This is a genomic window from Acutalibacter sp. (assembly GCF_056800975.1).
Genome location: NZ_JBQISV010000016.1, coordinates 1 through 21,766, shown reverse-complemented (window position 1 = coordinate 21,766; position 21,766 = coordinate 1). Strand labels below are relative to the sequence as shown.

Annotated in this window: 18 protein-coding genes; 9 read left to right on the top strand and 9 right to left on the bottom strand. The window is 59.7% G+C overall.

Annotated features, from left to right (window positions below):
* The 5 genes from ACTO5E_RS03305 to pap all read left to right on the top strand — a co-directional run bounded on the left by ACTO5E_RS03305 (position 1) and on the right by pap (position 6,110).
* A complete protein-coding gene (locus ACTO5E_RS03305) occupies positions 1-258 on the top strand; it encodes a nuclear transport factor 2 family protein (RefSeq protein WP_482301559.1) in 258 nt (85 codons plus the stop codon).
* A gap of 171 nt (positions 259-429) precedes the next feature.
* Positions 430-2,619 (top strand): ribonuclease R, encoded by a 2,190-nt coding sequence (rnr, locus tag ACTO5E_RS03300; RefSeq protein WP_482301558.1) that lies wholly within the window; start codon positions 430-432, stop codon positions 2,617-2,619.
* Positions 2,620-2,881: 262 nt separating this feature from the next.
* A complete protein-coding gene (locus ACTO5E_RS03295; RefSeq protein ID WP_482301557.1) occupies positions 2,882-3,055 on the top strand; it encodes a pro-sigmaK processing inhibitor BofA family protein in 174 nt (57 codons plus the stop codon).
* A gap of 37 nt (positions 3,056-3,092) precedes the next feature.
* Entirely contained in the window at positions 3,093-4,253 is a 1,161-nt protein-coding gene (gene nagA / locus ACTO5E_RS03290; protein WP_482301556.1) for an N-acetylglucosamine-6-phosphate deacetylase, read from the top strand.
* Between the two features lie 384 nt (positions 4,254-4,637).
* A complete protein-coding gene (gene pap / locus ACTO5E_RS03285; protein ID WP_482301555.1) occupies positions 4,638-6,110 on the top strand; it encodes a polyphosphate:AMP phosphotransferase in 1,473 nt (490 codons plus the stop codon).
* 163 nt (positions 6,111-6,273) lie between these two features.
* Here the strand turns inward: pap and ACTO5E_RS03280 are convergent, their stop codons facing one another.
* Together ACTO5E_RS03280 and ACTO5E_RS03275 are read right to left on the bottom strand one after the other, a co-directional pair.
* A complete protein-coding gene (locus tag ACTO5E_RS03280) occupies positions 6,274-7,005 on the bottom strand; it encodes a PHP domain-containing protein (RefSeq protein WP_482301554.1) in 732 nt (243 codons plus the stop codon).
* Positions 7,006-7,098: 93 nt separating this feature from the next.
* Entirely contained in the window at positions 7,099-8,493 is a 1,395-nt protein-coding gene (locus ACTO5E_RS03275) for an MATE family efflux transporter (RefSeq protein WP_482301553.1), read from the bottom strand.
* A gap of 289 nt (positions 8,494-8,782) precedes the next feature.
* On the opposite strand from ACTO5E_RS03275, the gene holA reads away from it, so the two are divergent.
* From holA to ACTO5E_RS03260, 3 genes are read left to right on the top strand one after another with little or no spacing between them, the layout of a single operon-like run.
* The gene (gene holA, locus ACTO5E_RS03270; protein ID WP_482301551.1) at positions 8,783-9,847 is read left to right on the top strand and encodes a DNA polymerase III subunit delta; all 1,065 of its coding nucleotides are present in this window, start codon (positions 8,783-8,785) and stop codon (positions 9,845-9,847) included.
* Positions 9,844-10,464 carry a ribonuclease M5 gene (locus tag ACTO5E_RS03265; protein WP_482301549.1) on the top strand — a complete coding sequence of 207 codons (621 nt, stop codon included), beginning with the start codon at positions 9,844-9,846 and terminating at the stop codon, positions 10,462-10,464. The genes holA and ACTO5E_RS03265 overlap by 4 nt, the downstream gene beginning before the upstream one ends.
* Before the next feature lie 2 nt (positions 10,465-10,466).
* A complete protein-coding gene (locus ACTO5E_RS03260) occupies positions 10,467-11,186 on the top strand; it encodes a CBS domain-containing protein (protein WP_482301548.1) in 720 nt (239 codons plus the stop codon).
* Between the two features lie 170 nt (positions 11,187-11,356).
* On the opposite strand, the gene ACTO5E_RS03255 is transcribed toward ACTO5E_RS03260, so the two are convergent.
* The 7 genes from ACTO5E_RS03255 to ACTO5E_RS03225 all read right to left on the bottom strand — a co-directional run bounded on the left by ACTO5E_RS03255 (position 11,357) and on the right by ACTO5E_RS03225 (position 19,720).
* Entirely contained in the window at positions 11,357-12,016 is a 660-nt protein-coding gene (locus ACTO5E_RS03255) for a hypothetical protein (RefSeq protein WP_482301546.1), read from the bottom strand.
* A gap of 243 nt (positions 12,017-12,259) precedes the next feature.
* The gene (gene recD2 / locus ACTO5E_RS03250; RefSeq protein WP_482301545.1) at positions 12,260-14,479 is read right to left on the bottom strand and encodes an SF1B family DNA helicase RecD2; all 2,220 of its coding nucleotides are present in this window, start codon (positions 14,477-14,479) and stop codon (positions 12,260-12,262) included.
* 72 nt (positions 14,480-14,551) lie between these two features.
* Positions 14,552-14,875: a hypothetical protein gene (locus ACTO5E_RS03245; RefSeq protein WP_482301543.1), complete on the bottom strand. Its 324-nt coding sequence runs from the start codon at positions 14,873-14,875 to the stop codon at positions 14,552-14,554.
* A 65-nt stretch (positions 14,876-14,940) separates the two neighbouring features.
* Positions 14,941-15,648, bottom strand: a complete 708-nt coding sequence (nagB, locus tag ACTO5E_RS03240) for a glucosamine-6-phosphate deaminase (protein WP_482301541.1) — start codon at positions 15,646-15,648, stop codon at positions 14,941-14,943.
* A 163-nt stretch (positions 15,649-15,811) separates the two neighbouring features.
* Complete coding sequence (locus ACTO5E_RS03235; protein ID WP_482301540.1) at positions 15,812-16,735, bottom strand: DMT family transporter; 924 nt, start codon at positions 16,733-16,735, stop codon at positions 15,812-15,814.
* The gene (locus ACTO5E_RS03230; protein WP_482301539.1) at positions 16,722-18,095 is read right to left on the bottom strand and encodes an MATE family efflux transporter; all 1,374 of its coding nucleotides are present in this window, start codon (positions 18,093-18,095) and stop codon (positions 16,722-16,724) included. Before ACTO5E_RS03230 ends, ACTO5E_RS03235 begins: the two co-directional genes overlap by 14 nt.
* 314 nt (positions 18,096-18,409) lie before the next feature.
* On the bottom strand, positions 18,410-19,720 hold the full coding sequence (locus ACTO5E_RS03225; RefSeq protein ID WP_482301537.1) for a peptidoglycan-binding protein: 1,311 nt from the start codon (positions 19,718-19,720) through the stop codon (positions 18,410-18,412).
* A gap of 311 nt (positions 19,721-20,031) precedes the next feature.
* Here ACTO5E_RS03225 and ACTO5E_RS03220 point away from each other — a divergent pair, with 311 nt between their 5' ends.
* Positions 20,032-21,288 (top strand): HlyC/CorC family transporter, encoded by a 1,257-nt coding sequence (locus ACTO5E_RS03220; protein WP_482301536.1) that lies wholly within the window; start codon positions 20,032-20,034, stop codon positions 21,286-21,288.
* The last annotated feature ends 478 nt before the right edge of the window (positions 21,289-21,766 follow it).

Below are 21,766 nucleotides of genomic sequence, written 5' to 3'. Positions count from 1 at the left end.
GTGTGTAAGCGGGTGGACGCATTCAACCGCCATGATGTGGAAGAAATTGTGAGCTTATATCATGAGGACGCTATCAACCATCAGGTTGCGGAAAGCCCCGTGGTTGGGAAAGAGGCCATTCGGGAGAGGTTTACCCGGGAGTTTTCCACAGCGGACATGACGGCGATCGTAGAAAATATTTTTGAAGATGGACAATGGGCCATCCTGGAGTGGAAGGACCCCTTAGGCCTACGCGGCTGCGTTTTTTTCAGATTGTGAATGAAAGGATTCTTTTTCAGAGAGGATATTGGGATAAGCTCTCTTTTTTGAAGCAGCACAATCTGCCTGTAGAATAGGCGGGGGAGGCTCCCTTTTATTCCCAAAAACCACACACAAGAGCCGGGCCTGTCCCATACCGGCCAGACGGAAGTTCAAAAGGAGGAGACCATATTGAGAAACGACAGAACATCAGGCAGACGGCGGAGCTTCGGCGGGCCCGCCCCGGACGCCTACTATTTACCCAGCGCCGCCAGCACACCGGAGGAAATTGTCATTGTCGCCGCCCTGAAACGCTGCGGCGGGGACGGCGTGCCCTCCAAGTCCCTGCAGCGGGAGGCGGGCATCCGGGACAAGGACGCCTTTTATCAGGCCCTGCACAGTCTGCAGGAAAAAGGCGAGGTTCTGGTAGACAAGGACCACTGGGCCAAGCTGGCCCCTCTCTCCCGGGATGTGGAGGCCACTCTGGTCTCCCTGTCCGAGCGTTTCGGCTTTGCCCGGCCCCAGCGGGGAGATGACATTTTCATCCCCGGCCGGGACCTGAACGGGGCCTTTGTGGGGGACAAAATCATCCTGACTGACCTGACCAAGCGGGACAAGGGACCCAGCGGCCGGGTGAAGCGGGTGGTGGAGCGGGGGGAGCAGAAGCTCACCGGCACCATGCGCATGGAGGGGCCCATTGCCCGGGTGACCCCGGACGGCCCGGTCCGCTTTGACCTGGAGGTGCCAGCCGGCAAAACCGGCGGGGCCAAGGACGGGGACAAGGTGCTCATCACCCCCCGGCAGGACCAGAGAGGGGACTGGCGGGAGGCAGAGGTCCGGTATGTGTTTGGCACCGGCGACCGGGCGCGGGTGTGCGCCGATGCTATTATTGAGCGCTGCGGCATCCCCACCCAGTTCCCGCCTGAGGTGATGGAGCAGGCGGAGAAAATCAGCCGCATGACAGTCACCCCGGAGGACATTGCCCAGCGGCTGGACCTGCGGGACGAGCCCATCTTTACCATTGACAGCGCCGACGCCAAGGACCTGGACGACGCGGTGTCCGCCCACAAAACCGTGGACGGCTATACCCTGGGGGTGCACATTGCTGATGTGTCCCACTATGTAAAGGCGGGCACGCCCATTGACAGCGAGGCCTTTCTCCGGGGCACCTCGGTATATTTTGCCGACCGGGTTATCCCCATGCTGCCAGAGGCCCTTTCCAACGGGGTGTGCAGCCTGAACGCGGGCACGGAGAAGCTCACCTTTTCGGCCCTGATGGATTTTGACCTTGAGGGTAATATGATCGGCTGGCGTTTTGAAAAAACCGTAATCAATTCCAAGGTCCGGGGCGTGTACAGCGAGGTAAATGAGATTATCGCCGGCACTGCCGGCCAGGACATCATAGACAAGTACGCCCCTGTGATGGACAGCCTGACCACCGCCAAGGAGCTGGCGGATATTCTGGGCCGCAACGGCAAGGGCCGGGGCCAGATGGACCTGACCAGCGACGAGACCAAATTCATCCTGAACGAGGACGGGGTTTGCGTGGACATTCAGCCCAGAACCCAGGGCGCCTCGGAGGAGATGATCGAGCAGTTGATGGTGGCCGCCAACAACGCCGCGGCCAAGGCCTCTCTGAAGGCAGAGGTCCCCTTCCTCTACCGGGTGCACGAGCACCCCAGCCCGGACCGGGTGGTCGAGCTGTGCGACCTGCTGGACCGGCTCTCTGTAAAGTGCACGGAGCTGAAAAAGGGCGATCCCTCCGCCAAGGATTTCGCCGTGGTGCTGGACCGGGTGAAGGGCACCAGCAAGGAGGCTGTGGTAAACCAGCGCATTCTGCGCACCATGGACAAGGCCCGGTATGACCACCGGGAACTGGGGCATTTCGGCCTGGCGCTGAAGGAATACAGCCACTTCACCTCCCCTATCCGCCGCTACCCGGACACCTCCATCCACCGCATTCTCAGCGACCTGGTGAGAGGGGAGGACCCGGCTGTCCTGAAAAAACGCTATGGGACCTTTGCGGAGGAGTCGGCCATAGAGAGCTCGAAAAACGAGGTCCGGGCTGTCACCAGCGAGCGGGACGCGGAGGACTGCTACACGGCGGAATATATGCGCCAGCACCTGGGCGAGCAGCATACGGGGGTCATCAACGGAGTGACGCCCAAGGGCATTTTTGTAAAGCTGGCCAGCAATGCCGAGGGCTTTGTGAGCCTGAACGACTTTGAGGGCTGCGACTTTGAGTTTGACGGAGAGATCAGCCACCGGGACCGGCGGAGCGGACGGGTGCTGATGATGGGCCAGGAGCTGGAGGTAATCATTGCCGGGGCGGACGTTGCGACTGGGCGTATTGACTTTATGCCGGCGGAGGAGAAAGCGTAAAAGGCAGGCCAAGCCGCGCCGCCCTCGACTTGTTGTAAGGCAGGCCGGACCTGGTGGGGTGGGCTGCGGGGAGACCGGCGGAGCAGCTTACAGTCGCCAGAGCAAAGGAGGAAAGGCCCCAGCGGGCGCGGCAAGACGGCGAGTGTCCGGCTTGCTGGCAGCAAAGAGACTTTCTGTTTCTCCCCCTGCAAGGCCCGCCTGTAGTCATACCCCGGACAAGGCCCGCATAGTCTTTACCAAAAACAAGGAGGCCTTCTCCCCTATGAAAAGCTTTTTCGCCTCTGCCCTGCTGGGCCTGCTGGCCCTGGCCCTGGTCAACCTGACCAGCGAATACACCGGCGTGTGCCTTGCGGTCAACCGCCTGAGCCTGGCTGCGTCCAGCGCGCTGGGAGTGCCGGGCGTCACTCTGCTGGTGGTTCTCAACACCATTCTGTAAATAACCGGGTCAAGATGAAAAAACGGAGGATGTCAAAATGTTCATTATCAACGCAAAGTATTTGAACCAGGATTTTCAGCTGGTTCAGGGGGACATGGAGATCGACGGGGGCAAAATCACCCGCACAGGCCCCAGCCTCTCCCGCAAAGAGGAGGACATTGCCGTAGACTGCCAGGGCTATACCATTGTCCCCGGCTTTATTGATGTGCATGTGCACGGCTGCGCAGGTGCCGACGCCGGCGACGGCACCCGGGAGGCCCTTGAGGACATGGCCCGGTTTCTGCTGTCCCATGGGGTCACCTCTTTCTGCCCTACCACTGCCACGGTAGGCAGCGACACCATCAAAGCCGCCCTTCTGGCCGCCAAAGACCTTCATGACCACCCCTCAGAGGATGGGGCCAAGGTAGCTGGCGTGAATATGGAGGGCCCCTTCTTCTCCCGGGAGCGCAAGGGCGCGCAAAACGAGGAGTTTCTGCTGGCCCCGGACTTTGCCCTGTTTCAGGAGTGGTACCAGCTCTCCGGGGGGCTGGTGCGGCTGATTGACCTGGCCACCGAGCAGCCGGGGGGCGAGGACTTTGTAAAGCGGGCAAAGGAGCTGTGCACTGTCTCGATTGCCCACACCACCGCCAGCTATGAGGAGGCGAAGAACGCCTTTGACTGGGGGGTTACCCATGTCACCCACCTGTTCAACGCCATGAACGGCCTGCACCACCGGAAGCCTGGGGTGGTAGGGGCCGCGCTGGAGGACCAGCGGGTCCGGGCCGAGCTGATTTGCGACGGCGAGCATATTCATCCCGCTGTGCTGAAAATTGCCTTCCAGCTGTTGGGCGACCGGGCCCTGATTGTCAGCGACTCTCTGCGGGCCAACGGTATGCCGGAGGGCGCAGCCTATGAGATGGGCGGTCAGACCGTGCACATCACCGGGGGCAAGTGCACTCTGCCCGATGGCACCATTGCCGGCTCGGTGAGCAACCTGCACCAGGAGGTGAAAAACCTGGTGAGCTGGGGCGTGCCCTTTGAGCAGGCGGTGAAGTCCGCCAGCCTCATTCCCGCCCGGGCCATTGGGCTGGACGGGGAGCTGGGCAGCATTGCCCCCGGCAAGGCCGCCGACCTGGTGATGCTTGACGAAAACCTGGACATTGCCAGCGTGTGGGTGAGCAAGGGCGGGAATACCCAGATGGTGAGCTTTGGCCAGTAAACGCCAGACAAAATGTGCGGCCGCTGGCCCGGCCCGATGAAAAGACTTGCCCCTGGCAGGCTGAAGCAATGAACCCAGTCAACCAGGAGTAGGTATGTTACCGGCTGAAACAAGCCGCAAAGGTTTGGCGCAGCAGGTAGAGCCTGTCTCAGAACAGCTAAGGCTGAGAAAAAGTCTCTCCTTTTCTGTCTGCCGGGTACAGCCGGGGCGTGGCAGGGATGCTTTCACTATATTTCCCGACTGTGCGGCCTTTGGCTCGCCGCTTCTGTGAACTTCAACTAAAATCACTCTGTACAATCCAGTCTATTATATGTTATACTGTGTAAGAGGGGGCGCAAGGCTGCTGCCTCTTACACAGTATATTATTTTATTGAGGTGATCGTCATGTTGAAGCATTGGATACGCCCGGACAAGCCGGATAAGGAGGAGTTGAAGTCCCGCTTGAAGGCCGCGGGAGAACGGCTTGAGGCTCAGCAGCTGCGGTTGAAGGATAAAAAGCTGCCGGTGCTGGTGCTTATTGAGGGCTGGGGCGCAGCGGGCAAGGGCAGCACCATTGGCCAGCTCATCAAGCATATCGACCCACGGTTCTTCCAGGTGTTCTCTATGGCCGCGCCCACTGCCGAGGAACGCCGCAAGCCCTTCCTCACCCGGTATTTTGAGAGAATCCCCGAGGCTGGCAAGTTCACCTTTTTAGACTCGGGCTGGATGGACGAGGTCACCAAGGAACGCCTGAACGGCGTGCTGGGAGACGAGGCCTACGCCCAGCGGGTGGACAGCGTCAAACGCTTTGAGCGTCAGCTGACGGACAACGGCTATCTGGTGCTGAAATTCTTCTTTCAAATCAGCAGAAAGGAGCAGGCCCGGCGCATCAACGGCCTTATGGACGACAAGGACACCGCCTGGCGGGTGAGCCGGGGAGACCTGTGGCAAAACCACCACTACGAGCGCTGCGCCGAGGTCTTTGACCGCTACCTGGAAGACACCAACACCCCCAGCGCCCCCTGGTATATTGTGGACGCCCGCAGCAAAAAATTTGCCGAGCTGCAGGTGCTGGAGACCCTTTGCACTGGCATTGACACTGCTTTGCAGAACGAGAGTCTGGCAGTGCCCCTGCTGCAAAATGTCTTCCCTCTCATCAAAATGCCCAAGCTCAGCGAGGCGCCCCTGAAGGACAAGACCCTCAGCGAGGGCGAGTACAAGGAGGAGCTCAAGCGTCTGCAAAGCAAGCTGCGGATGCTTCACAACCGGCTGTACCGCAAGCGGGTTCCGGTGGTGATTGTCTACGAGGGCTGGGACGCGGCAGGCAAGGGGGGCAACATCAAGCGGCTCACCGGAGCCCTGGACCCCCGGGGCTTTGAGGTGCACCCCGTGGCCAGCCCCGAGCCCCACGAAAAGGCCCGGCACTACCTGTGGCGTTTTTGGAAGAGCCTGCCCAAGGACGGGCACATTGCCATTTTTGACCGGAGCTGGTACGGCCGGGTGATGGTGGAACGCCTGGAAGGCTTTTGCAGCGAAAACGACTGGCAGCGGGCCTACTATGAGATGAACGAGTTTGAACAGGAGCTGCACAACTGGGGGGCTGTGGTGCTGAAGTTCTGGGTGCAGATTGACAAAGACACCCAGCTGGAACGGTTCACCGAGCGGAAGAACACCCCCTCGAAGCAGTGGAAGCTGACGGACGAGGACTGGCGCAACCGGGAGAAATGGGACGTATACGAGGCCGCAGTGGACGAGATGCTGCAAAAAACCAGCACCACCTACGCGCCCTGGCATATTCTGGAATCGGTAGACAAAAAATTTGCCCGTATCAAGGCCCTGCGCATTGTGACCGAGGCTTTGGAGGAGGCGCTGAAGTAGCCCGACCCTGTCATCAATAAAAGCAAAGCATCCCAAGAGCCTGCCAGCGCAGGCCTTGAGATGCTTTTTGTCTGATGGAAAGAACCTGACGCCGCCACTCCCATCGGAAAGTTCACAGATCATGCGGCTTGTCCGGCGTACAGCATAGGTCTTGCAGCCCTGCTCAGAACCGGCAGGGCCGCAGCTCGCCTCCCACCAGAATCGCAAAGTCCCCGGACCGCAGGGCTGCCACCAGCTCCTGCCCAGTCGCCGCTCTCTCCCGCAAGGCCACGCCTGCCTGGCCAATAGCCGGACTGTCCGCCTCGTGCACGTCCCCGCCTGCGGTACCGGGCAGGCCGGTGCGCTGGGCCAGCTCCTCCGCCTGACGGTTCTCGCCCACATCGTTGTGGTAGTTGTACACCTCCACAGCATCCAGATATTCCGGCTGAGGCTGGGCTCTCCTGTCAATATACCCCCTGTCCCGGTAGGGGTGGGCCATACTCAGAAAGCCCCCGGCCTCATGCACCAACGCCGCATACTCACCCAAGGGCATGCGGTGGAGCTCCGGGTGGTCCAGCAGAAAATCCAGGTCAATGCCATAGGTCAGCACCTCCTTGCCTCCACCGTACTGGTGCTCCAGGCCAAAGTGCACGTCAAAGTCCTTACCCCGGGCCCAGTCCCGGGCCGCCAGATAGGCGTCGTAATAGGCGTGCATTTTAACGTCCCAGGGCAGGGCACGGTCCACTGCGGAGTTGCCCAGCAGGAAGTGGTCGGTGATGATGATGCCCGCGTAGCCGTGAGCATAGTAGGCCGCGGCCATCTCCTGAGGACTGCTGACAGCGCAGGCGCTGCACCAGCTGGTATGGCAGTGGGTCTCGTAGAGATAGGGATAGTCTTGCTTGGAAATGGATTGCATGGGAGTCACCTCAGAAATAATAGCTATATTTTTTCGGACACGGTTGCCGGCCGCAAGCAGGACGTTGATTCCCAGCCAGCCTGCGGCCTTTTTCTATGCGTTTACCACGTTCTTCGCCCATATGCCTGACCGCAGCATAATCAGCGCGATCACCGCCTTCAACCCCGAGTCCGCGCACTGCACCAGGAAAAACATCCAGGGCAGAGGCAGGGCGGTAAACCGGCTGAGCACAAAGGCAATGGGCAGACACACCACCCAGGTGTAGGCGCAGTCAAACAAAAAGGTAATGAATGTGCGCCCGCCGGAACGGATGGTAAAATAAGAGCAGTTGACAATAGCACCCAACGGCAGAAACCCGCCGGAAATCATCAGCAGCTTGGCCGCCAGGTCCTGCACCAAAGGCTCGGTGTTGTAAATGAGGGGGATAAAGGGCGCGCTGGCAATCAGCAGCAGGCCCATCACCAGGTTGATGGCTGTGCCGAAAAACAGCAGCTTACGCACCGTGTCCTTTGCCCCGTCCATGTCGTTGGCTCCCAGCTGCTGCCCCACCAGAATAGCCACTGCGTTGCCCATGGCCATCAGCAGCAGCGAAAACAGCTGATGGGCTGTGGAGCTGATATTGCTGGCCGCCACTGCCGCCAGACCCCGGGTGGCATAGCAGGCGGTGATGAGGGAGATGCCCACAGACCAGAGCATCTCATTAAGCATAAGAGGCGTACCGGTTATGCTAATGCGCCGGACCAAGGACAGGGGCACCCGCAGGCTGCGGAAAGCTCCCTGAAGAAAGACAAAGCGTTTCTTGTGGCGGTAGGACTGGAAGATCAGGTAAGCGGTCTCTATGTAGCGGGCAATGACCGTTGCCAGGGCCGCGCCGGCCACGCCCATTCTGGGGAAGCCAAAGCTGCCGAAAATGAGCAGATAGTTGAGCGCCAGATTCACCCCAATGGAGATTACGCTTGCCACCATGGGAATGAAGGTCTCCCCCGTGTCCTTCAGAATACTGGCAAAGCAGTTGGACACTGCAAAGGGGAGAAGCCCCCACAGCATAATGTTCATATAGCTTCTGGCATAGTCCAGCGTAGCGGCCGCCTCCTGGGGGGAGGTGTTTTCACCGTTCAGGTAGAGCAGAAAAAAGCTCTCCCCAAACCCCAGCAGGGCGGCAATGCCCAAAACCGTAGCCGCCACAGCGAACAGGGTGCGAAAGCGCAGGGTATACCGCAGGCCGTCCACATCCCCCTTGCCATAGTATTGCGCCCCAAAGATGGACGCGCCGGACATGCCGCCAAACAGGGTCAGGTTAAAAATAAATATAATCTGGTTGACAATGGCCACGCCAGACATAGGGGCTGTGCCCAGCCGTCCCACCATCACATTGTCCAGCAGGTTTACAAACTGGGTGATGCCCTGCTGGACCACCATAGGCACCAGCAGCGTGATAACAGACAGATAAAAAGCCTTTGAGCCAATATATTTTTTGATCAATGTCAAGCTCTCTCCTCCTCCTCTTGGTTGGCTAAAAAGCCCCGTCAGGCAGGAGAAAGCGGTTCCCAGGGGCTTGTCCGTTGCCTGTCAGAGCATATTGTGTCATTATATCACAAAAAATGAAGACAGGCAAGGGTAAACCCCGCAAATGCGAGGAATCCGTTTTGTGAGAACACACTATTTTCCACTGGGGCCTGCTTGCTTTTGCCCCTGCCATTTGACAAACCCTGCCCCATGGTCTATAATATTCCTATCGTCAACACCCTTGTCCAGCCATTGAAAGGAGGCGGCGTTCATGCCAGCAATCAGCGAACAGGACCTGCGGACTCAGCTGGAAAACGGAACCCTTGCCTCCCTCTACCTGCTGGTCGGAGAGGAAAAACTCATTCTCAAACGGGCGGCGCGGCGGCTCATTGTCCGGGCCTCCGGCGACAGCTTCCCTGAGTTTAACCGGAATGAGCTCTCAGGCGAATCCCCGGTAGAGCGCATTGCGGACGCTGCCGCGGCCCTGCCCTTTTTTGCCCCCCACAAATGCGTGGCCGTAGCGGACCTGGACCCAGAGGCGCTGTCCGCCCAGGAAATGGATAAGCTTCTGGACCTGCTGGACGACCTGCCGGAGACCACCACACTGGTGCTGTACTACCCAACCCTGAATATTCCGCCTAAGTCGGCAAAGTGGAAGAAGCTCATGGACCGGGGAGGCAAGGCAGGGCTCACCGTCTCCTTTGCCCGGCGGGAGCCGGCCGAGCTCCGCCGCACCATTCTCAAGGCAGCGGAAAAGCAGGGCTGTGTGATGGAAAAAACCGCTGCCGACCGGCTGCAGGAATACTGCGGCCCGGACCTGAATATGCTGCTCAACGAGACCAACAAGCTCTGCGCCTATGTTCTGGGTCAGGGCGAGGGCCGGGTCACCCCCCGGACCGTGGAGGCGTTGACCCCCAAAACCACCGAGACCGCCACCTTCGCCATGGTAAAGGCCCTTACCGCCGGCAACGCTCAGGAGGCCTACACCCTGTTGGACGAAATCTTCTGGCAGGACCCGGAGCCGGTATCTGTGCTGGGCGCCATGTCCACCGCGTTTATTGACATGTACCGGGTGCGGGCCGCTCTGGACAGCGGATTGACTGCCGGGGCCGCTGGGGAGTACGCCCCGGAGTACAAAAAATTTAGCTTTCGCCTGCGCAACGCCGAGCGTTCCATCCGGCGGACGCCAGCCTCTGTGCTGGCCCGCTGCCTGGACCTGCTGCTGGAGGCGGACCTGAGCATAAAAGGCTCGCGCATGGACTCCCGGCTGGTGATTGAGGCCCTGATGGTGCGGCTGATGGAGGCCATGCACGCCGCCCAGGGAGGTCAGAGATGACGCCCCGGGTACGGGAGGCCATTGTGGTAGAGGGCCGCTGCGACAAGGCCAAGCTCAGCTCGATTTTAGAGGACCCGGTGATTGTGGAGACCGGCGGCTTTCAGATTTTCAAGGACCAGGAGCGTATGGAGCTCATCCGACAGCTGGCGGCTCAGCGGGGCGTCATTATTTTCACGGACAGCGACGGGGCAGGGTTTCTCATCCGCAGCCGCCTGAGCCAGTGTCTGCCCCCCAGTCAGGTAAAGCATGCCTACATTCCCGATATCTACGGCAAGGAACGCCGGAAAGCAAAGCCCTCCAAAGAGGGAAAGCTGGGGGTGGAGGGTATGCCCGCTGATATTCTGCTGGACTGCCTGCGCCGGGCCGGGGCAGGCCTTTGCGCCAGGGAGAACAGCGGCACGCCGGAAGAAAAGCTGACAAAGGCGGACATGGCGGAGCTGGGCCTCTCTGGCGGGGCAGACAGCGCCGCCCGCCGCAGGGCCTTGCAAAAAAGGCTGGGCCTGCCGGAGCGGCTCTCATCCAACGGCCTTTTGCAGGCGCTGAATGCCCTGTATGGCCGCCGGCAGGCAATCGCCCTGCTGACACAAATGTCACAAGAAGATAACCAGGAGGCATAGTCATGGCTGGCACAGTGGGACGCAAACGGTTGGAACTGTTTTTGGACCTGTATAAGCAGATCGAGGATGTATTGGAGGAAAAGTACCGCAATTCCCGTCGTCATTACACCAGTGCGGTATACGAATTCATCAAGGACTATGAGAGCGCCCCTGTGCGGGATAAGCTGGACATCTGCCGGCATATCCGCAACCTGATGGCCCACAGCGCCAACATGGACGGCGAGCCGGTGGTAGTGCCCTCCCAGCCAGTGGTGGACGCGCTGCAGGAGGTGCTGGACTTTGTAAGCCGGCCTCCTCTGGCTCTGGAATACGCCACCAAGGGCGAACGGGTACTGAAGGTGGGCCCCAACCAGAAGGTGCTGCGGGTGATGGAGCTGATGGAAAAAAACGGCTACTCCCATGTGCCGGTCATGAAGGACGGGCGGTTTTACGGGGTATTCAGCGTGGGGGCCGTGTTCCGCTATGTGCTGCGGCGCAGAGGCAAGGGGCTGGACCCGGAGGCCACCATCAAGGACCTGAAGGGGTATCTGGCAGTGGAGGAGCACACGGAGAACTATGAGTTCGTCCCCGCAGACGCCAGCTATATCGCGGTGCGGCAGCGGTTTGAACTGCCCCGGGCCAAAAACAAGCGGGTGGCGGTCATCTTCATTACCCAGGACGGCAAGCCGGACCAGCCCCTGCTGGGTATGCTTACCCCCTGGGACGTGCTGGGCGAGGGATAATCTGTCTGCCCCAGGAAATTGCTGGAAAAAGTCAGTCGTAATCTCAAGCCGGGCGGCTTATAAGGGGCTTTCCGACTGTGTCAACAGAAACAAAAAAGAGGCCGGGGGCGGGTTCCCTGGCCTCTTTTTCACAAACTGAACCGGCTGTCTCTGTGCTCTGGCTGGCGGAATCATTCCACCGAAGCAGCCTCCACGCTGGCCTCCGGAGCGGAAGCCTCTCCGCCAGAAGCGTCCAGTCCCTCTACCGGGGCGGCGGAGCCATTCTCTCCCTCCTGCTGGTTCTCCTCGTCCTCCAGCTCAGACTTGACCTTGCGCTTCTCCTCCTCCATCATGCGGAGGATCATGGCCATCATGTAGGCTTTGGGGTCGTTTTCCAGCAGGTATTTCTCATCCTGGGGTGGCACCTTGTGGCCCTTGCCGATGTTCGCGGCGATTTTGGTGCAGCGCTTCATTTTGTCCATGGCCTCCTTCAGGGCCTTGGTCTGCTGCTCGCTCTGCTCCTTCATCTGCACGCTCTGCTGCTGCATCACGCTCACCATCTGCCGGACCGCCTTCCACTTTTCCGCCTGGGCCTGCTGACGCTTCTCCTCAGGGGTCATAGGCTCCTCAAGCCGGGCCTCGTCCTGCCCCGGCTGGCTCTCCTCCTGCCGGCCCTGTAAAAATTCCACTGCCTGCCGGGAGAGCTCCACCCGGTCCTCCCGGGCCTGCTGCCTGATCTGGGCGGAGGTTTTGGGGGCATATTCCTGCTCCCGGTCCGTCTCAGGGACAGGGGGACGGGCCTCTGCCGCCGGCCTCCGGCTTCTGAGGCTGGGGTTCATTTTCAGCTCCATCTTCATACCTCCTTTCTTCTATCATCGGCAGAAGTCCAGAGAAAATTAAGCAGAAGGGGAAAATTTGTGAAAAAAGCGGCCAGAGTGGGGCAAAATCCATCCGGCACGGCAAATAAATGACACGAAAACCGGCACAGACCCTGCCACGCTTTCGGACAGGGACGGCGTTTCCTACCTAAACAGAAACTATACTTTTATTTTAGATATTACCATACACTTATTTGCGTGAACCCCAAACCGTCCCTATAGAATACCCCTCTCCGGCTTCTCCAAAAAGTGGCGCAGGGCAGTGTAGCGCCGGGTCTTCCGGTTGTTCTCCACCATCTCCTGCAGGGTCCAGGGGTCGCCGGCAAGAATGAGCAGCTTCTTCGCCCGGGTCACCGCTGTGTACAACAGATTGCGGTAGCGCAGAAGCTTTGGCACACTCAGCAGGGGAATCACCACAGCCGGGAACTCGCTGCCCTGGCTTTTGTGCACGGTAATGGCATAGCAGAGCTCCAGCTCCTGGGCGGCCTTTTCATAGGGGTAGGTGACCACCTTGTCGTCCATTCGCACCTCCATGCACTTGGCCGCAGAGTCAATGCGCTGAATAACCCCCATGTCCCCATTGAACACATCCTTGCCAGAGCCGCCCCCATCCCGCTCCCACTCCAGGTTGTAGTCGTTGCGGACCTGCATCACCTTGTCCCAGGTGCGAAAGACCCGGCCGTCCAGCTTCACCTCTTCCTTGTCCTCAGCCGGGGGGTTGATCACCTCCCGCAGCAGCCGGTTCAGCTCCACTGTGCCCAGCTCTCCCTTGCGGCTGGGACAGAGCACCTGAATGTCGTCCATAGGGGAATAGCCGTAGGCCTTGGGCAGACGTTCTGTCACAAGAGACACCACCAGCTCCTGGGTCTCCTGCATCTGCCGGCGGCGGAGAAAGAAGAAATCATTGTCCTTCCTGCCCAGCTCCGGCAGCTGGCCCCTTACAATCTGGTGGGCGCTGGCAACAATCAGGCTTTCCATAGACTGCCGGAAAACCTGGTCCAGCTGAACAGTGGGGAACAGCTCTGAGCTGATCAGGTCCCCCAGCACATTGCCCGGCCCAACCGAGGGCAGCTGGTCTGTGTCCCCCACCAGAATCAGCCGGCAGCCCAAGGGCAGGGCCCGCAGCAGGCTGTCAAACAGGTAGCTGTCTACCATCGACAGCTCGTCCACCACCAGGCATTCACATTGCAAGGGGTCCTGCTCGTTCTTTTTGAAGTAGGGCCGGTCCAGCTCGTCCCACTGCACCTGCAGCATGCGGTGAATGGTCTTGGCCTCCTCGCCGGTAAGCTCTGACATGCGCTTGGCCGCCCGGCCTGTGGGAGCTGCCAGCAGCACCTGCTCCCCGGCCTCCTTCAGAATGCGGATAATGGCGTTGAGGGTGGTGGTTTTGCCTGTGCCGGGCCCGCCGGTGAGAATAAGCACCCCCTGCTCCATGGCGGCGCGAATCGCGGCCCGCTGCTTGCCTGCGTACTGAATGCCCTCCCGCTGCTCGATCTCCCCGATTTTCCCGTTCGCCCCGGCAATGGGCTTGGGCGGGGTGCGCAGCATGGCCTTCATACGGGCGGCGGTGTAGGTCTCATATTCATGCTGATTGGGCAAAAACAGAAACCGCTGCCCCCCTATGGCCTCCTGCTGCAGCCGAAACCCCTCGGTCAGACTGTCAATGGCGTCCAGCACCTGCTCCTCTGTCACCTGAAGCAGCCCTGCCGCCACCTGGGCAAGCTGCCGCTGGGGCAGGCAGGTGTGGCCGTTCATCAGGTTATGCCGCAGCACATAGAGGGTGCCTGCCTGCACCCTGCTCTCCTGGCTCTGGGGCGTGGTCAGGCTCCGGGCCAGCCCGTCCGCCGCCTGAAAGGGGGCCCCAATCTCCTCCTCGCAGAGACAATAGGGGTCCTGGCGCAGCACCTCCTGGGCGTTGGGGCCATACTGCTTCCAGGCCAGGGCCGCAAACTCAGGGGCTATGCCGCTAAGGGAGAGCCAGGTCATCAGCTCCCGCAGGCCCTGAATCTGCCGGTAGCTTCTGCTCAGCTCCATGGCCCGGTCCTGGCTGACGCCCTCCAGCTGGGCCAGCCGGCTGGGCTCCTGCTCCAGCACCTGGAGGCATTCTGTGCCAAAGGCCTCCACCATGCGCAGGGCCGTGGCAGGGCCTATGCCCTTCACCACCCCAGAGGAGAGATATCGCAGCATGGCCTGTTCACTCTCAGGGGGGGTGCGGGTGAACCGCTGGGCCCGCAGCTGCCTGCCATAGGTGACGTTCTCCTCCCACCGGCCCCACACCCGCAGGGTCTCCCCCTCGCCCAGCATAGGGAAGACCCCCACCACCGCAGCCGCCTCTTCGCCGCCGGCCATGCGGAAAATCGTGTATTGGTTGTTCTCGTTGCGGTAGGTGATCTTCACCACCGTGCCGCTGACCTCCACCAGCTCCGGGTTGTCCATGCCAGCCCCCTTTCTGAAGCGGGAGCCTGCCTGCACCCCGGTCATGCAGTGTGCAAACAGACTCCTATAGGCCTATTTCTTTTCTATAGCTGCTCTGGGCCGCAGCTCCAACCAGGGGTACTCTGCCTGCAGCCGCCGGGCAATGGCCTCTGCCTGACTGCCCGGCTCCGCCAGGCACACCAGCCGGCAAGGAGGGCGCAGGGCCATCCATTCCACCCGCTGGGCCCCGGCCCGCACCAGACTCTCGCAGTCATCCGGCCCGGCAGGAATCACCACCAGCTCCATCTCTCCCTCGCCGTAGCGGTCCCGGCGCAGCCAGAAGATCAGCCGCCGCAGCAGCTCCACAGCCCCGGCAACCAACAGCACGGTCCCCAGGCCCAGCAAAATCCATTTCATAAATACCGCCTCCCTCACATCAGTCTATGCGCAAGGGGAGGCGGCGGTCACAGTGATCCCTGTTCTCAGCTTCTGGTGAATATCACAGTGGCGTCCAGGTGCAGCTGCAGAATGGACCCAGGAACCTGAGGCGTCACCGGTCCATGGAAAGCCCGCTCCACAATCTCCCGTTTGTCCGCCCCGGCAATGAGCAGCACCCGCCGGGCCTTCATAATGGTGCCAATGCCCATGGTGACAGCCATGGTGGGCACGTCCTCCACCCGGTCGAACAGCCGGGAGTTGGCCTTTATGGTGCTTTCGGCCAGCTGAACCGTGTGCACCCGGGCAGGGAAGTCCTCCGCGGGCTCGTTGAAGCCAATGTGCCCGTTATGGCCAATGCCCAGCAGCTGCAGGTCCGGCCAGCCCAAGGACTCCACCAAAGACTCATAGCGGGCGCACTCCGCCTCCATGTCGCTGGCGGAGCCGTCGGGCAGATGGGTGTTGGCAGGGTCGATATTCACCCGGCCAAACAGGTTCTGGTCCATAAAATACCGGTAGCTCTGGGGATTTTCTGCGGTAAGGCCGCAGTATTCGTCCAGGTTCACCGTGCGCACCCGGGAGAAATCCAGCCGCCCCTCTCCACAGCGGGAGGCCAGATTTTCATAGGTTCCCAGGGGTGAAGAACCGGTTGCCAGACCCAGCACACAGTCCGGCTTGAGCAGCACCTGAGAGGCAATCATGTCCGCAGCCAGCAGGCTGAGCTTTTCGTAGCTTTCTACTTCAATAATTTTCATGATAATGATCCTTTCTGTGGTACTATAATGTATGGAATCAGTAATAGAGCTGCGAATATCAGGCAGGACCTGGACCGTAGAGAAAGCCGTTGGCAAATGCGCCCTTCAAAAAGTCAGAGCCGGTACTTTCGGTCGTTTCTTATGCGTACACTACGGCTACCGCTCATTCCTTTTGCGTCTTGGGCTCCGGCAGCTGGGCCAGCACTACCCCGGCAAACACCAAAGCGCAGCCAGCCATCTCCCGGAGGCTCAGAGGCTGGCCCAACACCAACCAGCCGGACACTGCCGCGAATACGGACTCCAAGCTGAGAATCAGAGAGGCAGCCGCAGGGTCCAGCCCTCTCTGTCCCACAATCTGCAAGGTATAGCCCACTCCGCTGGACAGGATGCCCGTATACAACAGCGGCCCCCAGGAGGCCAGCAGGTCCTCCCAGCAAAAGCCGCCCTCCAAAGTCAAAGCCAGCAGGGTTGACACCAGCCCCGCCACAAAAAATTGCAGACAGGAGAGCTTCACACCGTCCACACGAGGGGAGAAGCGGTCGATGACCAGAATATGGAAGGAGAAAAGCGCCGCGCTGGCCAGCACCAGGCCGTCTCCCCGGCCAATACCTCCCCCGTCCTCCAAGCCGCCTGCCACGCTGAGCAGGTAGGCTCCCCCCAGGGCAAGAGCCACGGCCAGCCAAAGCTTTTTGCCTCCCCGATGGCCCAAAAACAGCCCCAGCACCGGCACAAACACAATATACAGCGAGGTGAGGAACCCAGCCTTGCCGGCTGTGGTGCTCTGCAGCCCGGCTTGCTGCAACAGGCTGGCCGCGCCCAAAAACAGGCCGCACAGCAGCCCTCCCAGCAGCAGCGCGGGGTTTTTCCAGCTGGCGGCAACTGCCTCCTCTGGGGCAGCGTGACGGCGCAGGCGGCCGCCCACAGCAATTACCGGCAAAAGAGCCATAGCCCCCACAAAGCTTCTTGCCCCGTTGAAGGCGCAGGGTCCCAGGTGGTCCATGCCCATGCTCTGGGCCACAAAGGCTGTGCCCCAAATCAGCGCGGCCAGGCCCAGCAGCCCGGCCCTGGCAGACTTATGCAGTTTCATCCGCCTTCTCCTCCCGGGTCAGGTTTTTCATCCAGTTAAAGCGGTTAATCTTCACCACCGCCACAATGCATTTCAAAATCTGGTCGCACTTCAGCGCAGCGAACACCACCCAGGCAGGGGCCCCCAGCCAGTAGCTCACCAACGCCGAGGGAATCAGCACCAGAAACACAAAGATGGTGTCATTTTTAAACACAAAGGAGATGTCTCCCCCAGACTTCACCAGGCCAAACAAACAGGCCGCCTGATAGCAGGTGCCCACAATGGTCACCGAAATCACGTTGATAAACTGCCGGGAGTAGGCCATTGCCTCAGGGGTGGCGTTGTAAAGGCCGATAAAGCCCTCCCGGAACAGCAGCACCACGGCCCCTGAGATCAGTCCCACACCCAGAAAAATCACCTGCACAGTGCGGGCGTACTCCTTCATTTTTTCATACTGGCCGGCTCCCACCGTCTTGCCGGTGATAATGCCCACCGCAGAGGAGAGGCCGGTCATCCACACATAAACCAGACTGTGCAGCATACCGGTGATGCTCACCGCCGCCAGCACCCCGGCGCTGTAAAAGCCCATAATCTTGGTGTTGGCCAGATTGTTGATGGCCCACACCACCTGCCCGCCAATGACCGGCAGACCATAGCGGAGAAAATCCTTGAGCAGCGCCCGGTCGGTGCGCAGCAGGTCGGCAAAGCGGAACCGCAGCTTTTTGTCCACCGAAAACACATAGACTACGCTCACCAGCATCTCTAACACCCGGGAGATCAGGGTGGCAATGGCCGCGCCCTTTACCCCCAGAGCAGGGAGGCCCAGCTTGCCGAAAATCAGAATGTAGTTAAGGGACACATTGACCACCAGGGCCATAATGGAGATATAGAGCCCGATTTTAGCGGTCTCCACGCTGCGCATGGAGGCAATCATCACCTGGGCGATACTGAAGAACAGATAGGTAAAGCCCACAATGCGCAGATAGACGCCGCCCTCGGCAATGACCCCTGGCTCGCTGGTGAACAGGCCGATGATGGCCGACGGAAACAGCACGGCCGCCAAAGTAACCAACAGGCCCACTCCAAAGGCGAACTTCACCCCCACCGACACCACCTTGCGAATGCTGGCGGCGTCCTTTTTACCCCAGTACTGGGCGGCGAGAATGAGGATGGCTCCCTCGATGCCGGCAATAAACATCTGCACCACTGCCTGCATCTGGTTGCCCACATACACGCCGGAGATGGCATTGTCCCCCAGACGGCCGATCATCAGATTGTCCGCAAACCCCACTGCAAAGGTGACCAGGTTTTGCAAGGAAATGGGCACTGCCAGAGCAATCAGCGTCTTATAGAAAGACCTATCTCTCGTAATAATCCTCATAATACCCCTCAAAAAGTATCAAAAAAGTCCATTGCGGGCAAAAAAAGTCAAATGACCCACCCCTCGCCGCACGAATCAAGAGCTTTTGAAGAATCCAGGGAAGCTCTTCCTAAAAAGCCTCCTTGACCGCCCAAGACGCGGAATGTCCTAGACAAAGTGAACACTGTGTGCGTCCTGCCGCAAACTTTGTCCGCCCTTGTCTGACAGCGGTTTGGCCACCGGCGGCTCAGAGCATTGCCCTGAGAACCCACAGAGGGCCTGCCCCTCTGGACTCCCATATCCGCAGGTTTTCCGGCCAGCGGCTTGTGCGCTCTTTATGCCTCGGGCGTGGCTGTGGCCTCCGGGCTGGGCGACGCCTCGGGGTCTGGGCTGGGAGAGCCGTCCGGCTCCGGGCTGGCTGTCACATTCACCCCGTCCTTGGACTTGGCAAGCTTGGAATACAGCAGCTTCTGGGTGTCCGAGTCCGCAATGCCTGTCTCAGGCAGACCGTTGACCTTCTGGAACTCCTTGACGCAGCCAGCGGTGTACTCCCCATAGTGGCCGTCGTATTCTGTGTCCAGATACCCCAGCTCGTCCAGCCGGGTCTGCATGGCAAAGACCTCCTCCCCCTGGTCTCCCTCCTGCAGGGTCTCATAGGTCACCCCGTCGTCCTCCTCCAGGGCCGAGCTGAGAATGGCAGAGCTTACCGCCGAGTTGATCTCGTCAGCCGGGTCGGAGACCTGCATGGAGTTCTCCTCCAGCAGCTCCGGGAAAGCCGCTGCGCTGATCTCCAAAGCGGCCTCCACGACTGTGCGGCCCTGACGCTCAATCAGGCTGGGCTCCATCTCTACAATCCTTCCTCCCTGCACAGCCTGCAGGTCTGAGAAGCGGGAATCCCCCTCCAGCTCTGCTTTCAGGCCAGGGGGGCAGAAGATAATGCTGGGATTCTGCATCCGCAAGGTCTCCTGGTCATACTGGCCCCCGGTGAGGCTTTGAAAAATATTGGTGACCCCGGAGTAGGTCATGATCGTAGAGGCAAACATGTCTCCTGTCACACCAGAGCCTTCCATGTCATATAAATAACATGCGGTGGTGACCTTGTCGCTGGGGACAATGCGCTTGATGTCGTCCAGCGTAATAAATATATTCTGGGCCGCACTGATGCCCGCGTCATACCCAACCCCGTCGCCGGTAAGGGCGGAGGAGACCTGAGCATACAGCCGCTCAAAGTCCTGGCGGTCTACGGCGGGGGCAATGTTCAGCACGGTCAGGCCCTTCTCCTTTAAGGCCTCCTCTGCGCCAGAGCTGGCAGGGTCCAGCAGAACCAGGTCCGGGTTTGCCCCGGCTATGGCCTCCGGGTCGCCGGGGTCCAGCTTGTTCAGGTCCTTCAGGCTGGCCTGGGTGCAGTCCTCGCTGCCTGCGGCCAGCTGAGTATCGCAGCCCAGGGCCAGAACCACATCGGCCAGGCTGGGCGAAAGCACCGCCACCCGCTGGGGCCTGGCGTTGATGGTCACCCCGTTGACCTCCACCGGGAACACTCCCGCCTGAACGCCGGAGACCAGTCCGCCCATGTCAGAGCAGGCGGGCAGGGCAAGGCACAGGCAGAGCAGGGCAAGGCACAGGGCAAAAAAACTTTTATACTTCATATGGAATAATCGCTCGCTTTCTGTAGGATGGAGAACTCCTTCGTATTATAGCAAAAGCGGGGGATTTATGCAAGGCTTATCAGGAATATTTGGGGGAACCGGAATTTCCCATAGGGAATAAAGGGGAGATTTGTTATGTTCTTGGGAGGGGGACTCTGAAAGACAGTCAAAGGCCCTTTCCGCTGAATATACCCGCAGCGAACAGGCAGACGGCCGGTCCCACTTGCATTTTCGCCGGGTCTGTGCTATAATCCCTTATATCACTCTGCCATCTGGCAAATATTATTGAAAAAGGTGTTGGTTTTTCCTCCATGGACAGTCACAGTACGGCGCTCATTCTGGTCCTCATTGCCCTGATCGCGCTCTCCGCCTATTTCTCCGCAACAGAGACCGCTTTCTCCTCTCTCAACCGCATCCGGTTGAAAAGTCTGGCCAATGGGGGCAACCGCCGGGCACAGCTGGCTTTCGCTCTCTCCGAGAACTACGACGAGCTGCTCTCCACCATTCTGGTGGGCAACAACCTGGTGAACATTGCCTCTACCACCATTGCCACCCTGCTCTTTGTCCAGGCTCTGGGCGACGGCGCCGGCCCCACAGTCTCCACAGTCGTCATGACGGTTGTGGTGCTGATTTTCGGCGAGGTAGGCCCCAAAAGCATGGCAAAAGAGCACGCCGAGACCTTTGCCATGTTCTCCGCCCCTTTCCTGCGGGCGTTGATCGTGGTGCTCAAGCCGGTCAATTTCCTGTTCGCCCAGCTGAAGAAGGGGCTGCGCCGTCTGGTGCGCTCCTCCCCCAAGCAGTCTGTTACCGACAGCGAGCTGCTGACCCTGGTGGAGGAGGCTGAGCAGGAGGGCGGCATTGATAAAAGCGAAGGGGCCATGCTGCGCAATGTCATTGAGTTTGACGACATTCAGGCCATTGAGATCATGACCCCCCGGGTGGACGTGGAGGCTCTGCCCCGGGACGCGGGCCGGGAGGACATTGCCGCCCTGTTCCGGGAGACCGGCTACTCCCGCCTGCCAGTGTATGAGGAGACCATTGACAGCATTGTGGGCGTTATTCACGAGAAGGACTTCTTCTCTGCTGTCAACGGCCAGGAGCTGGAAGACATCCTTCAGCCTGCCGAGTTCATCCCGCCCTCTATGAAGATTTCTGACCTGCTTCGGCATTTGCAGCAGAAGAAGCAGCATATGGCGGTGATCGTGGACGAGTTCGGCGGCACCGAGGGCATTGTGACCCTGGAGGACGTGATTGAGGAGCTGGTGGGCGAAATCTGGGACGAACACGACGAGGTGGCGCAGGAGGGCGTACTGCCCCTGGGCGAGAACCTCTACCGGGTTTACGGCTCCATGAGCACCGACGACCTGTTTGAGTTTTTACACCTGGACTGCGAGACAGACGCTTCCACCGTCAACGGCTGGATTGCCCAGCGGCTGGACCGCATCCCCAAGGCAGGGGACGGCTTTCAGTTCCAGAACGCCAGCTTTCTGGTGACCAAGGCGGCAGGCAACCGGGCGGAGGAGATCCGGGTGCGGGTGCTGCCCCAGCCCTCCAAAGAAGAGAAGTAACCCATCAGGGTATCATTTTACATTGACCTTTATAAAAGAGGGCAGACCTTAGCGTTTAAGGTCTGCCCTCTTTTTACGTCAAGGTCAGGGTTTGCTTAGGGAGTGTCCTTTCGCGCATTTTATAACGGGACTGATTGATAGGGGCAGTCCCCTGTAATTACCCATTTATCCGGAGTTCCCGGAACGGAGACCCAGACAGGACCTCTATATAAAATCTGCGAATGGGACACTCCCGTTTGCTTATAGAATCGGAACCCTGTCTTTTTTACCCAGAAGAGGCCCCTTTCCACGTTGAAAATCCTCGTCAACCGCAAGGTTGGCCTACGGTCTTCGCCTTGAGATTGTCCTCTCCTGCTTAACATCCGTCTTTACTTAAAACAATCCTAGAGTCTGTTTGAAAACTCCGAAACGCCGTCTATTTTGCCCCAAAACGGCGCTTTCTGCGTCAAAAATCCTCGAAAGGCGGCAAGCCTTTCTT